Genomic DNA, 16,318 nt, shown 5'->3' on the forward strand with positions numbered 1-16,318 from the left:
ACTGGACGTCCGACTTCTTAAGGTAGCCTTAATCAAGGTTGCCTACGGAATCCTTGGGCCCCATCCAGAACCCTTCTTCGTCAGTTACACGGGAGACGCGATCGATGAGCGGGCCGGACGGCACAGTGCACACCCTGCGCACGTTGGTTGATCTGCTGACGCAGCGCGCGGCGAAGTACGGCGAAAACCTGGCGTTCACCTTCTCGCGGGACGGCGACGAGAACGAGACCAGCCAGGTGACCTACCGGGAGCTGGACCGGCGTGCCCGCCAGATCGCCGCTGACCTGCAGAGTCAGGGCGCCGTCGGCGAACGCGTGCTGGTGTTGTGTCCCCCGGGACTGGACTTCCTGGCCAGCTTCTTCGGCTGTCTGTACGCCGGAGCCATCGCGATCCCTGTGCATCCGCCCATGCGCGAGCACTTGCTGCCGCGCGTCGAGTCGATCATCGCCGACGTCCAGCCCGGCTACGCCCTCACCACCAGTGAGATCGAACCCAAGATCAAGCCTGCGATCGACGGCCTGCCCGGCGGGCAGGCACTGCGCTGGACGATCACCGACAGCGACACCACGGGCAACGAGGCGTCCTGGGTGGCGCCGCAGATCGATGGCGACAGCATCGCGATGCTGCAGTACACCTCGGGGTCGACCAGCGCGCCCAAGGGCGTCGTGCTGACCCACGGCAACCTGGTGCACAACCTACTGACCATCGCCGAGGCCTGGGACGCCAACCCCGACATGCCGCACGTGACCGGCGTGTTCTGGCTGCCGCCCTACCACGACATGGGTCTGATCGGCGGCCTGCTCGAGACGATCTACGTCGCGGGCCATTCGATCCTGATGCCGCCGACGGCCTTCATCAAACGGCCGATGCGGTGGCTGGAGGCGATCTCGCGGCACCGCGCGATGATCACCGCAGCACCGAACTTCGCCTTCGACCTGTGCGTCGAGCTGAGCACCCCGCAGGAACGCGCCGCGCTGGACCTGTCCAACTGGACGGTGGCGCTGTGCGGTGCCGAACCGGTGCGCACCGCCACCCTGGACGGGTTCGCCGAACTGTTCGGACCGTCCGGATTCCGGGCCGAGTCGTTCTACCCCGTGTACGGGCTGGCCGAGGGCACGCTGCTGGTGTCCGGTGGGTCGGACCTGCCGGTGCCGATGGTGCAGCACATCGATCGGGTCGCACTGGGCGACAACCGGGTGATCGACGTCGCCGCCGACGACCCCAACGTGGCGACCATGGTCGGCTGCGGCAAGCCGCGCGGCGGCCAGCGCGTGATCATCGTCGACCCCGAGACCCGTCTGCAGTGCGCCGGAGACCAGGTCGGCGAGATCTGGGTCGCCGGCGGCAGCGTGGCGCACGGTTACTGGGGAGCGCCGGAACTGTCGGCGGAGACGTTCTCCGCAACGCTGGCCGACACCGGTGAGGGCCCGTTCCTGCGCACCGGCGACCTGGGCTTCCTGCATTCCGGGGAATTGTTCGTCACCGGCCGCCGCAAGGATCTGATCATCATCCGCGGCACCAACCACTACCCGAACGACATCGAGCTGACCGTTCAGAACACCAATCCGGCGCTGCTGCGCGGCCGTGGTGCGGTGTTCTCGATCGCCCCGGAACCGGGCGCGGCCGAGCAACTGGTCGTGGTCCAAGAGGTGGACCCCAGCCGCCTGAACGCGGAGCAGACCGACGAGGCCATGCAGGTCATCCGCACCGCGGTCACCGCCAACCACTCGGTCCGCACGCACGCCGTGGTGCTGGTCCAGCCGTTGCAGCTGCCCACCACCTCCAGCGGAAAGATCCAGCGCAGCGCGTGCAAGCAGCAGTATCTCGACGGCACGCTGCCGGTGGTGGCGCAGTGGCCGGTGAACACCCCCGAGACCGCCGCAGTGCCGCAGCCGCAGGCTCCGGCCGAGCCGGCCGCGGCGGCGGCGCCGACCGAATCGGGCGCCCACAGCGCCGCCGAGATCAGTGCCTGGCTTATCGAGCGGTTGGCCCAAGATCTCGAGCTGCCGATCGCCGAGATCGACCCGGCCAAGCCGTTCGCGTTCTACGGCCTGGACTCCATCCATGCGGTGCGGCTCTCCAGCGCCCTCGAGCAGTGGCTGGGCTGCGAGTTGGCCCCCACCATCGCCTACGAATACCCCTCGATCGACATCCTGTCCGCGCACCTGGCCCGGGTGGCCGCGAAAACTCCGGTGGCTCCGGGTGCTGCCGCCACCACCGAGCGCGCCGAGCGGCCCGCCGCCGACGAGCCGATTGCGATCGTCGGTATCGGCTGCCGTTTCCCGGGTGCGGACGGCCCGGAGGGGTTCTGGCGGCTGCTGTCGGGCGGGGCGGACGCCACCAGCGACGTGCCGGCCGACCGGTGGGACGTCGACGCCTTCTACAACCCCGACCCCTCGGTTCCCGGGACCGCGGTGACGCGGCGGGGCGGGTTCCTGGGCCAGGTCGACCAGTTCGATTTTCAATTCTTCGGGATCTCGCCGCGCGAGTCGGCGCAGATGGACCCGCAGCAGCGGCTGCTGCTCGAGGTGGCGTGGGAGGCCCTGGAAGACGCCGGTCAGGTACCGGATGAGCTGGCCGGCAGTCGCACCGGCGTGTTCGTCGGGATCTCGACCAACGACTACGGCTTCCTGCGGCTGGGCCAACCGCAGCTCGTCGACGCCTACACCGGCACCGGCAACGCGCTGAGCATCGCCGCCAACCGGCTGTCCTACACGTTCGACTTCCACGGGCCGAGCATGTCGATCGACACCGCGTGTTCGTCCTCGCTGGTGGCCGTCGACCTGGCGTGCCGCAGTCTGCGCGACGGCGAGTGCTCCATGGCGCTGGCCGCCGGGGTGAACGTGATCCTGTCGCCGGCGCTGGCGATCAACTTCAGCAAGGCCCGGGTGATGGCTCCCGACGGCCGCTGCAAGACGTTCGACGCCGACGCCGACGGCTACGTCCGCGGCGAGGGCGCCGGGGTGGTCGTGCTCAAGCCGCTCAGCAAGGCGCTGGAGGACAACGACCCGGTGTACGCGGTGATCCGCGGCAGTGCCACCAACTCCGACGGCCGGACCAACGGCCTGATCGCCCCCAGCGGGCGGGCGCAGGAGAGCGTGGTCGCCGAGGCGTTCCGCCGGGCGGGCCTGCCGGCCGGCGCGGTCCAGTACGTCGAGGCGCACGGCACCGGCACCTCGATCGGCGACGCCATCGAGGCCAACGCGTTGGGCACCGCGCTGGCCGAAGGCCGGCCGGAGGGCAGTCGTTGCCTGGTCGGCTCGGTCAAGACCAACATCGGCCACCTGGAGGCGGCCGCCGGTATCGCCGGCCTGATCAAGGTGGCGTTGTCGTTGCAGCACCGGGAGATTCCGGCCAGCCTGAACTACAGCGAGCCCAACCCACACATCGGTTTCGACCGTCTGCCGCTGGAGGTGGTCGAGAAGCTGACCCCGTGGCCGTCGGGCAGCCGGGCGATCGCCGGGGTCAGCTCGTTCGGGTTCGGTGGCACCAACGCCCACGTTGTGCTCACCGAGGCTCCGCAGGCCCGCAGCAGCTACCACGACGACACCGCGCCGCCGCGCGCCGAGCTGCTGGCGCTGTCCGCGCGATCGCCGGAGGCGCTGACGGCGTTGGTCGGCGAGTACGAGATGGCGCTCTTCTCGGGTGGACTCATGGGCGGCGCCGCGCTGACCGACCTCTGCTACACCGCTGGCGCTCGCCGCGGCCACCACGACTACCGGCTCTCGGTGGTCGGTGACTCCCCGGCGGCGATGTTCGAGTCGCTGTCGGCATACCGGCTGGGCGAATCGCGGCCCGGATTGTCGGTGGGCCACTGCGCCCCGAGCCGACCCGGCCCGGGTGTGACGTTCGTGTTCTCCGGCCAGGGCTCGCAGTGGCACGGCATGGCGCGACAACTGCAGGCCGACGAGCCGGTGTTCGCCGACGCCCTGGCCGCCTGCGACAACGCGCTGTTCCCGCATCTGGGTCACTCGATCCTCAAGGAGCTGGCCGCCCAGGACGGTCCCGAGGAACGTTCCAAGCTCAAAGACATCGGCATCCTGCAGCCGACGATCTTCGCGATTCAGGTGGCCCTGGCGGCGCTGTGGCGGTCTTGGGGCGTCGAGCCCGCCGCCGTGGTCGGGCACAGCCTCGGCGAGGCCGCGGCCGCCCATGTCGCGGGCGCGCTGAGCCTCGATGACGCCGCACGGGTGATCTGCGCCCGTGCCCGGATGCTGCGCGGCGTTCGTGGCCGCGGGGCGATGATGGTCACCGAGACCACCATGGCCGAAGCGCAGGACCTCATCGCCGGCCACGAGCGCGAGGTGGCCGTCGCCGCGAGCAACAGCCACCGATCGACGGTGCTCGCCGGTGAGCGCAAGGTGCTCGAACAGCTGATGGCGAAACTGCAGCAGCGGGATCGGTTCTGCCGCTGGATCGACGTCGATGTCGCCTCGCACAGCCCGCAGATGGAGGCCCTCGGCGCCGGCCTGCGCGGCAGCCTGGTGAAGCTGAAGCCGACCGTGCCGACCGTGCCGATGTACTCGACGGTCACCGGCGAACTGGTGGGCGAAAGGCTGCTGGACGCCGACTACTGGGTGGCGAACCTGTGCTCGCCGGTGCGGTTCTCGCCGGCGCTGCGGCGGCTGCTCGAGACCGGGCACGACACGTTCGTCGAACTCAGCCCGCACCCCATTCTGTTGACGGCGGCCCGCGAAGACGTTGAAGATATGAGGCGCATCTGCACCTTATTGCCCTCGATGCGCCGCGACGATGACGGCCGCTCCACCATGCTCGGCTCGCTGGGCACTCTGTACACCCTGGGGCACCGGGTGGCCTGGGAGCGGATCTACCCGCAAGGCAGCCGCTGCGTTCCGGCTCCGACCTATCCCTGGCAGCGGGTGCACTCCTGGCTCAACGCCGGCTCCATCGCGGCGCCGCGGCGAGGCGGCGCCGGTGGCAACGGCGGCGGCTGGCGCGGACCGATTCGGTCGGCCGCACAGCCCGGAACGGTGCTGGCCGAAATTGACATCACGGCCGTCACCGCGCTGTCGGCCGAGCAGCTGGGCGAGTTGGCAGTGGCCGCGGCTGAGGTCGCATTCGGTCCCGGCACCCGCTCGGTTTCCGAGTTGACCCTGCGTGACGGTCTAGACCAAGCACGCACCGTGCAGTTCGCCCTGACCGGGGACGCGTTCGACTGCTTTGGCAGCGCCGGGGCGGACTGGTCGCTGCTGGCCACTGGCACTCTTTCCGCCGACCAGTCGCATGCGCCGACCGTCATCACCGCTCCGGCGGATCCGCGGGACCGTAGCTACCGGATGCGTTGGCAGCCGGCGTCTCTGCCCGTTGACGGTGAGGGGCGGCCCGTCGAGCCCGGCAGCTGGCTGATCCTGTCCGACGGTCCGGTCGCCGACACCCTGCGCGACCATCTCGAGGCGCAGTCGCAGTCCTGTGTGCTCGTGGAACCGGTCGTCGGTCTCCCCGAGATCGAGCGGATCAGCGCTGACAGTTACCGGGTCGATCCGGCCCGGCCCGAGCACTTCGCCGAGCTGCTGCGCGCCGCGTTCGGCGGCGACCGGCCGCACTGCCGGGGCGTGGTGCACCTGTGGAACCTGCTGGCCGCAGCGCCGGCTGATACGACAGAAGAGTCGCTGGCGACTGCCACCGATGTCGGATCGCTGAGCGTGGTTCACCTGATCCAGGCGCTGACGCTGGCCGGTTGGCCGGAGTCGCCGCGGCTGTGGCTGGTGACGCGCGGGGCGCAGTCGGCCGGGTGGGAAGAATCTGAGTCCTGCCCGCTGTCGGTCGCACAGGCTCCGGTCTGGGGGCTGAGCCGTTCCATCGACCACGAGTACCCCGAGCTGCACGCCACCGGCGTCGACCTGTCCGCTGACGGTGGCCCCGAAGAGCTGCGCGGCTTGTTCAGCGAGATTTGGTCGGCCAATGCCGAGACGGACGTGGCCCTGCGCGGTCAGCGCCGTTACGTCGCGCGGCTGGAGCCCTACACGGCGCCGTCGGAGCCGGCGGGCGAGCAGCGTGCCAGTGCTATCCACGACCAAGCCACCTACCTGGTCACCGGCGGGCTCGGTGCGGTCGGCGGCAAGGTGGCCGGCTGGCTCGTCGAGCAAGGTGCTCGCCACCTGGTCCTGATGGGCCGCAGCGCGCCCTCGGCGGCGGCACAGGCGACGTTGGAGGGCCTGCGTGCCGCCGGCGCGGAGGTGACTATCGCCCAAGGCGATGTCACCAAGTCCGCCGACGTTGCCGCGGCACTTGCCGTCATCGGTGCATCGATGCCGCCGCTGCGCGGTGTCGTGCACGCAGCCGGCACGGTCGACGACGCGATTCTGGCGCGCCTGGACGCGGCGAAGCTGCGTTCGGTGATGGCGCCCAAGGTTCAGGGTGCCTGGAACCTGCACACCCTGACCGCCGATGCGGAGCTGGACTTCTTCGTGATGTTCTCCTCGGCGGCCTCGGTGCTGGGTTCGCCCGGTGCGGCCAACTACGGGGCCGCGAACGCCTTCCTGGACGCGCTGGCCTGGCATCGCCAGGCGACGGGCCGGCCGGCGTTGAGCGTCAACTTCGGCCCGTGGGCCGGGTTGGGCATGTTCACCAACTCGGAGCTGCACCGGCATTTCTCGCACTACGGCGTGGAAGGGCTGTCGGCGGAGAGCTACTTCGCGGCGCTGGCGGCGCTGCTGGCCGATGGCGCGACCGAAGCGATGGTGCTCGACATCGACTGGTCGCGGTGGCGCCCGAGCGCACAGTCACCGCTGCTGCGCGACCTGCAGGTCACGGCGGATGTCGAGCAGGGTGTCGGCGTGTCCGGCAGTGGCCTGTCTGGGGGCCTGTTCGAGGCGGTGCAGGCCGCCGACGCGCAGGAGCGTCAGCGGCTGCTGGAGACCTACCTGCGTGACTTGGTCGCGGGCAAGCTGGGCCTGGCCCCGGCCAGCCTGGACGTCAACGCACCGCTGAACAGCCTCGGGGTGGATTCGCTGATCACCCTGGAACTTCGCATCCAGGTCGAGCGGGAGCTCGGTATCGTGGTCCCCGTTGCCCGGCTGTTGGACGGGCCGAGCGTGGTGAGTCTGTCCAGCTGGCTCGGTGAGCAGTTGGCCTCCGGACTCGACCAGTCCGTGGCTGACCAAGGATCCGCAGCACCCGATGTCGCCCCGGACGCCGCGGCCCCCGCGCAGGAGTTAGAGCTGCTGGCGCAGGTCACCGAACTCTCCGACGAAGCGGTGGATGCATTGCTGGCGAAAATGATGGCCGAAGATGGGGGCAGCGCGTGACGGATCGTCCGGACGTGCCCACCGACCTCTCCAGCCTGTCGCCGGAGAAAAAGCGCGAGCTGCTTGCCCAGTTGCTCAGGGCCAAGGCGCAGGACGCGGCATCCGAGCACGAGCTGTCCTATGGGCAGCGCTCGATGTGGTTCATGCACCGGCTCGCGCCCGACAGCGCGGCTTACACCGTCGCCTACGCCGGACGCATCGACGGCAGCCTGAATGTGCCGGCCCTGGAGCGGGCCGCGCAGGCGTTGGTGGACCGGCACCCAATGCTGCGGACCACCTACACCGAACGGGACGGCCAGCCGGTCGCCCTGGTGCACGCGCATTGGCCGCTGCGGATCGCCACGCACAGCATCGGTGCGGATGAGTCTGAACTCGACCAATGGGTGCAGGCCGAGATCGACCGGCCCTTCGACCTGCGCACCGGCCCGGTGCTGCGGCTGACTCTGCTGGCGCGCCCGGACGACCACGTGCTGCTGCTGACCGTGCACCACATCGCCGTCGACTTCTGGTCCATCGACATCATCCTCGACGAGCTGCGTGCGCTCTACGCCGCCGAACACGGCGGTTCAGCGAGGCTCGACGAAGGAGAGGCGAAGCTGGAACCGCCGCATGAGCACGGCGGTTCAGCGAGGCTCGACGAAGGAGAGGCGAAGCTGGAACCGCCGCATGAGCACGGCGCCAACACGCCAGAAGTGACCGCGGACCGCTACGTCGACTACGCCGCGCAGCAGTCCCGGATGCTGGCCGGGCCCGAGGGCGAGCGGCTTTGGGGCTACTGGCACGAGACGTTGAGGGGCGAACTGCCGACCCTGGCGCTGCCCACCGATCGGCCGCGGCCCGCGATCCAGACCTATGACGGTGCGCTGCACCGGTTCAGCGTCGACGCCCAGGTCACCGCCGGGATCAAGCAGGTGGCGCGGACCGTCGGAGCGACGCCCTACATGACCCTGCTGGCGGCCTATGCGGTGCTTTTGCACCGCTACAGCGGGCAGGACGACCTGGTCATCGGTTCGCCGTTCGCCTGCCGCGACCGGGCCGGGCTGATGGGCATGGTCGGCTATGTCACCAACCCGCTGCCGCTGCGCGTCGACGTGAGTGGCGACCCGAGCTTTGTTGCGTTGCTGGGTCAGGTCAAAGACACCGTGCTGGGCGCGATCGGCCACCAGGAGTACCCGCTGCCGCTGCTCGTCGAGCGGCTACGGCCGGTGCGCGACGCCGGGCGCACCCCGTTGTTCCAGGTGTCGTTTGCCTGGCAGCAGGTCCGGCTGTTCGAAGACGGTGCCGGCTCCGGTGACCCCAGCGTCCTGCACCTGGAGACCCTCTACATCGGCCAGGGCGGCTCACCGTTCGACATCACCATGCAGGTCGGCGAGCAGGACGGCGAACTTCAGCTTGCGCTGCAATACAACACCGACCTGTTCGACGCCGCGACCATCGAGGCTCTCGCGCAGCACTTCACGTTGCTGCTGACCGGGTTGGCCCAGCCCGGGGCGGCGCAAGCCCCGGTCTCGCAGCTGACACTGCTCACCGACGCCGAGCGCGCCGCGCTGGCGGCCTGGAACGACACCGCGGTCGACTACGCGGTTTCTTCGGCGGCCCCTGGGACATTGCACGAGATGGTCGCCGCCAGCGCCGCGCGCACACCGGACGCCGTCGCGGTCAGCTACGACGGCCGCGACATCAGCTACGGCGAACTGGACCGGCGGGCCAACGGCCTGGCACACCGGTTGCGCCAGTTCGGTGTTGGCGCCGGCCCGGAACCCGCCGTGGTTCCGGTGCTGCTCGAGCGCTCCGAGGACCTGGTGATCGCGCTGCTCGGCGTGCTCAAGGCCGGCGGCGTCTTTTTGCCGCTGGACCCCGCGCAGCCCACCGGCCGGATGGAGGCGATGCTCGCCGACATCCCCGAGGCACCGGTCTGTGTCACGCACCGTGAACATTTACCGCACGTGCCAACGGGTTTCACCGGAGCCCGGCTGTGCCTGGACCAGCCGTCCACGGCTCCCGCCGAGGAAGCCACGGCGCCCGAGGCGGGCACTCCGTCTTCCGGGGCAGACCTGGCCTACCTGATGTACACCTCGGGTTCCACTGGAACTCCGAAGGGCGCGCTGAACAGTCACGCCGGTATTCGCAACCGGCTGCTGTGGATGCAGGACGCCTACCAGCTGACCGCCGAAGACCGGGTGCTGCACAAGACCCCGATCAACTTCGACCCGTTCATCTGGGAGATCTTCTGGCCGTTGACGGTCGGCGCCCGGGTGGTGATCGCCAAACCCGAGGGTCACAAAGACGCCGCGTACCTGGCGCATACCATCGTCGAACAGCGCATCACCACAATGCATTTCGTTCCGTCGATGCTGCGCCGCTTTCTCGCGGAGCCCCAGGCGGCCGCCTGTACCGGCCTGCGCAAGGTGTTCTGTAGCGGCGAAGCGCTCACCGCAGACCTGCGCGACAGCTTCTTCGCCGCGCTGCCTGCCGAGCTGTACAACCTCTACGGCCCGACCGAAGCCGCCATCGACGTCACCCATTTCCATTGTGTGCGTGGGGAAACCGATCCAGTCATCCCGATCGGCCGGCCGATCGCCAACATCGCGATCCACTTGCTGGACGCGGCGGGCAACCCGGTTCCGGTCGGAGTGCCCGGCGAACTGCACATCGGCGGCGTGGGCGTGGGCCGCGGCTACCTGAACCGGCCCGAGGCCACCGCGGCGGCGTTCCTCGACGACCCGTTCAGTTCCGTTCCGGGTGCGTTGCTGTATCGCACCGGCGACCTGGCCCGCTACCGCCCCGACGGCAACATCGAGTACCTGGGCCGCCGCGACGACCAGGTGAAGATCAACGGCTTCCGGATCGAGCTCGGTGAGGTGGAGGCCGCGCTGGCCCAGCATCCCGGTATCGCCGAGAGCGCGGTGGTGGCACGCAAAGACGCCTCCGGCAACACCCAGCTGATCGCACATATCGTGCCGGTCGCGGCGGCTCCCGGCACCGCCGAGCTGCGTCGCTTCCTGCTGGACCTGGTTCCGGCGGCGATGATTCCCGCGGTGTTCCGCGCAAGCGATCTGCTGCCGTTGTCGGCCAGCGGCAAGGTGGATCGCCGGGCGCTGCTCGCCCTCGACAAGGACCTGGACGCCGCACCGGTGGAATTCGTTGCGCCCCGCGACGAGACCGAACAGGCGCTCGCCGAGATCTGGCGCGAGGTCCTCGATGTGGACCGGGTCGGCGTCACCGACGACTTTTTCGCCCTCGGTGGCGCCTCCACTCAAGCGTTGGAAGTTGCAGTGCGAGTGGGGGAGCTCGGCCTGGAACTGCGGCCGGAGTCGTTGTTCGTCTACGGCACCATCGCCGAACTGGCCGCCGAGTTCGGCCCGATCGGCGGGGCCGCCAAGACCGAGCCGCCCGCGGCGCAGCCCGAACCCGTGGCGGCCGCGCCCCAGCCGGCTGCCACGCCCAAACCCGCACCGGCACCGGTAATCAAACCCGTGCAGAACGGTCCGGCGCGCAACATCGTGATCGAGAGCCTCGGCGTGTACCTGCCGCCGCGGGCGGTCTCCACCGAGCAGGTGCTGGCCGACTGCGTCAACGAGGTGAAGATCCCGCTGGAGCGACTCACCGGTATCAAGAACCGACGGATGGCCGGCCAAGACGAGTTCTCGATCGACTTGGGTCGCAAGGCGATTGCCGACTGTTTGTCGCGGTCGAGCTACGCCCCCGAAGAGATCGACCTGGTCATCGCCTGCAACATCTCGCGCTGCGACGGCCCGGAGCACATGTTCACCTTCGAACCGAGCACCGCCTCGCAGTTCCGTGACCAGCTGGGGCTGACGGGCGCCGTCTGCTTCGACATCAACAACGCCTGCGCGGGCATGTTCACCGGCGTCAGTGTGGCCCAGGACTTCCTGAAGACCGGACTGGTGCGCAACGCACTGGTGGTCAGTGGCGAATACATCAGCCACATCACCGAAACCGCCCAGCAGGAGATCGAAAGTGCGATGGACCCGCGGCTGGCCTGCCTGACCGTCGGCGACGCCGGCGCGGCGGCAGTGCTCGAACTCGGGCCCAACGACCGGGTCGGTTTCCACGACCTGGACCTGGCCACCTTCAGTGAGTTCGCCAAGCTGTGCATCGCCAAGGCCACCGACGGTCCGCACGGCGGCGCGATCATGGTCACCGACTCGGTCACCCAGACCGCGATCGCGGTGAAGCACTCGGTTCCCTATGTGGCGGCCGTCATGCAGCGACACGGCTGGCGGCCCGAGACGGCCGATCAGCTGCTGATGCACCAGACCTCCGAGGCGTCGATCAACGACGCCATCTTGACCATCAACCGGGTGTTCGGTGCCGGTGCCGCAAGCCGGGCCAACACCATCTGCAACCTCGCCGAGCGCGGGAACACGGCTACCACAACGCATTTCGTCGCGCTGTATGACTACATCAACGCGGGCCGGATCAATTCCGGCGACAACGTCGTGCTGTCCATAACCGGCTCGGGGCAGACCATCGGAACTGGTCTCTACACGTTCGACGACCTGCCCGACCGGATGCGCCGGGCGGGCAACGGCCAGGCCGGCCGCGGCAGCCGGTCCGGCGGGCGCCGGGAGCTGCCGGCGACACCGCGGGTGCGCATCGACGGGATCGGGTTCGCCCCCGATGGACAGGCCGAGCCCAGTTCGATCCAGTTCGCCGTCGACGCCGCCACCGCCTGCCTGGCCGACAGCGGTGTCGAGCGCACCGACGTCGGGCTGGTGATTCACGCCGGCATATACCGCGACGACTTCCTGTCCGAGCCGGCGGTGGCCACCCTGGTCGCCGGTGAGGTCGGGATCAACGCCGAGCCGGAGTCCGCGGACGCCCCCAAGACCTTCGCGTTCGACGTCCTCAACGGGGCGGTCGGTTTCCTCAACGGCTGCCATGTCGCGGCCGGCATGATCGGGGCCGGACGGACCGGGCATGCCATGGTGCTGGCCTCCGAAGTGGAGAACAACACTTCGGAGAGCGGCTACCCGCGCAACGGCATCTCCGAGACCGGGTCGGCAATCATGCTGAGCCCGAGTTCCGGGCCAGAAGGCTTCGGCCGGTTCGTCTTCGGCCACCATCCGGAGTATCGGGGCGCGCTGGCCACCTACACCCAGGAGCGTGACGGTCGGATGTGGCTGCGGATCGACCGCGATCCGAACCTGGCCGCGATTTATGTGAGCTGTTTGCCGTCGTCGGTCAAGGAGCTGCTGACGCTGGAGGGGTTGGCGCCCGAGGACATCGCGGTCGTGTTCCCGCCGTACCTGCCCGGCGCTGCGCTCGATGAGCTGGCCGCGCACATCGGCGTGGACCGCTCGCGGTTCGTTGACCTCGAGGCGCAGGGCCAGGCCAGCGACCCGTTCACCTCGACGCTGCCCTACCAGATCGCCGACGCCCGCCGGCGCGGCCTGGTGAAGCCCGGTGACGTCGCGCTGATCATGGCGGTCGGCTCGGGCGTCGAGGTCGGTTGCACGACCTACCGGTTCTGATCGGCATGCGCGCATTCGTCACCGGGGGAACCGGATTCGTCGGCTCGAACCTGGTTGCCGCGCTGCTCGAGCGAGGAATCCAGGTGCGGGTGTTGCGCCGTTCGACCTCGCCGATGGCCGCTCTGGAGGGTTTGGACTGCGAGACCCGGATCGGCGACGTCAACGACGGCGTCGACGCACTCACCGAGGCAATGGCCGACTGTGACTGGGTGTTTCACACCGCGGCGATCTCGGACTACTGGCGCTACCGGACGCAGACCCGGCTCTACCGCACCAACGTCGACGGCACCCGCGATATGGCGACCGCCGCCGCGCGCGCCGGAGTCAAGCGTTTCGTCTACACCAGTTCGCTTGCCGCACTGGGCGTCCCGGTCCGGGGGCATGAGCTGGTCGAGACTGATAAGTTCAACATCCGCCCGCGGCAGTTCCCGTACGGGCACAGCAAGCATCTGGCGGAGGCTGAGCTGCAGAAGGCCGCCGCGGCCGGTCTGCCTGTCGTGATCGTCAATCCGTCGGTGGTCATCGGCCCTCGCGACGTCAACCGCATCGCCAGCGCGATGCTTGTCGAGGCCAAGCAGGGCCGGCTGTGGTTCGCCGCTCCCGGTGGAACCAACTTCGTCTCGGTCGACGACGTGGTGGCGGGACACATCGCCGCCGCCGAACGCGGCCGGATCGGGGAGCGCTACATCCTCGGTGGTGAGAACCTGTCGTTTCGTGCGGCATTCACCGGCGCCTGCGAACTTTTCGGGCGTCGTGGGCCGTCGGTGATGTTGCCGCGCTGGTTTATCCCGGTGGCCGCGGCTGGAGTCAGCGTTGCCCGAGCCGTGGTGGGTCCGCGGCTGCCGATCGATGCCCGTCAGATGCGGCTGTCGACGGCCGAGATCTTCGCCGATGCCAGCAAGTCCCGGCAGGAACTTGGTGTACCGTTCACGCCCTTCGCGACGGCGCTGCGGGCTGCCCACGACTGGTACCGCGACAACGGCTACCTGGACTAGCCGACCAGGTCGGCGGCTCAAAATAGGCCACGGCGTCAATTAGTGACGCAAATCCGAACCAACCCCCCGGCCCCGATGCTAAGGTCGGGTTTGCCAAAATTTAAGGTCTAGCTCAGCAAAAGGGGTTGCCGCGCGGCGTGTCTCCTGCGGGCCGTGGACGAAGGAGGCCGTGTGTCGGAGCGTCACCGCAACGGGGCAGTGCGTTCGGGTCGTAGTCGTCGGGCGCTTGGTGCCGCGACATCGGTGGGGGCGTTTCTCGCCTTCGGAATGACGCCACTGGTGGTGGCTCCTGCGCAGGCGGACTTCGACCTGTGGGACCCGCTGTCCTGGTTCAGTGCGGACACCGGCGATGCGGGACTGCCGCTCGGCCAGGAAGCCGATGTCGTGTCCGACGTGTTGGCTTCCGGCAGCGCTGAGGCGGGAAACTGGTTAACTGCCGCCTGGACGGCGTTCGATGAGCAGCTCTACAGCGCCATCTACGACCCGGTCCAGGCGATCATCGACAACCCGGCCAGCGCCTGGTGGCTGGACCCGTTGAACAGCCTGTTCGCCACCGCCGCTTCGTGCGGCATCGTCTGCAATGGTGCCGACGCCTACATCGACTCCGACACCGGCCAGCTGATCGAGGCGCTGGACGGCGGCTGGCTGTTCGGCAACGGCGGTGACGGTATCGACGGCTCCGACGGTGGCGCTGCCGGGATCTTCGGCGATGGCGGGGCCGGCGGCGCGGGTGCCACGGCGACCATCGACGGCCTGGTCGTGACCGGCGACGGTGGCGACGGTGGCGTGGGTGGCCTGCTGATGGGGCACGGCGGCGCTGGCGGTGCCGGTGCCGCCGCACGAATCGACACGCAGGGCAATGTGGTCGCCGCGGGCAACGGCGGCAATGGCGGCGACGGTCGGACCTGGTTCGGTATCGGTAATGGCGGCAACGGTGGTGCCGGTGGTCAGGGACTCGACGCCTCCTCCGACTACCAGGCCACCATCGGCGGTAACGGCGGCAACGGCGGCAATGCCGGCGTTCACACCGGCAATGGCGGCAACGGCGGGATAGCAGGTAACGGTGGCGCTGGCCTGACCGGATCCGAGGGCTCCGGTGAAAATGGATCCGCCGGTGCCGAAGGCGGTAACGGCGGTAGCGGTGGCCGTGGAGCATTCCTGATCGGCAACGGCGGCAGCGGCGGAGCCGGTGGCCTCGGCGGCAACGGTGGGTCCGGCGGCGACGGTGCCAGGGGCGCGGCAGGCACTTTTGCCGATGACAGCAACGGCAACGGTGGTGCCGGCGGTAACGGCGGTTCCGGCGGTAATGGCGGTGCTGGCGGCCGGGGCGGTGCGGCCGGTGTGGCACAGCATTCCTGGAGCGGCGTCAGCGGAGTCGGCGGAGTCGGCGGCGATGGTGGATCCGCGGGCGAGGCCGGCGACGGTGGCCGGGGTGGCAACGGCGCCAACGGTAGTGAAAACGCCAGCGTCATCGGGGACACTGCCGGCGGCGACGGCGGCCGTGGCGGCAACGGGGGCGAGAACGGGACTGCGGGTGCCGGCGGTTCCGGTGGCAGCAATGGCGATGGCACGACAGCGGCCAGCGGGGCCGCCGGTGCGGATGCAGGACCGGCCGGAAACGGCGGTCGTGGCGGCAACGGCGGCATTGGAGCGGCCGGGGAGACCGACGGGTATGCCGGTGGTAACGGCGGCCGGGGCGGCGACGCCGGGAATGCCGGATTGTATGGAGGTGACGGCGGCTACGGGGGCGGTGGGGGCGCCGGCTATTACGCAGAGGATGGCGTCGGCGGAGTCGGTGGCAATGGTGGCGACGGCGGCAACGCCGTGAACGGGACCGGAGGCGACGGCGGTTCCGCCGGCGGTGGCGGGCCCTCGGCCTGGGATGTCAAGGGCGGCGCCGGTGGCAATGGTGGCAACGGCGGCAACGGTTTGTACGGAGGCGGAGGTGGCCGCGGTAACGGCGGCAATGGTGCTGGTGCAAGCGGAGGGGCCGGAGGTTCGGGAGGCAACGGCTCCAGCGGTAACCACGGCGGCGCGGGCGGCAACGGTGGTGACGGTGGCGCGAACAATGGCGCTCCCGGCGGCATGGGGGGCAGCGGCCATGCCGGTTCGGCAAACGGCGTCGGCGGCGCGGGCGGTAACGGCGGTGATGGCGCCGCAGGTGGGGACGAGAAGCCCGGTGTACCGGGAATTGGTGGTATCGGCGGTGACGGTGGCACCGTCGGACCGAACGGTGACGGCCGGGGCGGTGACGGTGGTACCGGTGGCTACCAGGGGCCGGACGGCTACGGTATCGGCGGCACCGGCGGCGCCGGCGGCAGCGATGGCACGCGCGGCGGCAACGGCGGTCCCGGTGGCGCCGACGGCTCCCACGGAACCAACGGCGCCAATGGGTGAGCGACGCGCCTGAAACTCGGAAATGGCCGGCTGGCCGCTGAAGCGCCCGCGTTTGCTGAACTGACGTTCACTTGCGTGCCCCAATTCACGTGGCGCGGTTGATGATCCGGCTTCGAAAGAAATATTGGCGGGAAGTCGCCGATTGCCGATATCGACTCCC

Annotated in this window: 4 protein-coding genes; all 4 read left to right on the forward strand. The window is 69.4% G+C overall.

The features are described from left to right. The first annotated feature begins 104 nt into the window (after window positions 1-104). A complete protein-coding gene (locus tag ACKY0X_RS02460) occupies window positions 105-7,268 on the forward strand; it encodes an SDR family NAD(P)-dependent oxidoreductase (protein ID WP_409428170.1) in 7,164 nt (2,387 codons plus the stop codon). After that, window positions 7,265-12,766, forward strand: coding sequence for an amino acid adenylation domain-containing protein (locus tag ACKY0X_RS02465; protein WP_409428171.1), 5,502 nt, complete (start codon window positions 7,265-7,267; stop codon window positions 12,764-12,766). Before ACKY0X_RS02460 ends, ACKY0X_RS02465 begins: the two co-directional genes overlap by 4 nt. Before the next feature lie 5 nt (window positions 12,767-12,771). Beyond that, entirely contained in the window at window positions 12,772-13,761 is a 990-nt protein-coding gene (locus ACKY0X_RS02470; RefSeq protein ID WP_409428172.1) for an NAD-dependent epimerase/dehydratase family protein, read from the forward strand. Between the two features lie 171 nt (window positions 13,762-13,932). Continuing rightward, a complete protein-coding gene (locus ACKY0X_RS02475) occupies window positions 13,933-16,158 on the forward strand; it encodes a PE family protein (protein WP_409428173.1) in 2,226 nt (741 codons plus the stop codon). Window positions 16,159-16,318: the final 160 nt, after the last annotated feature.

Origin of the sequence: Mycobacterium sp. SMC-11, from assembly GCF_046250095.1 — a bacterium.
Lineage (GTDB): Bacteria > Actinomycetota > Actinomycetes > Mycobacteriales > Mycobacteriaceae > Mycobacterium > Mycobacterium heraklionense_A.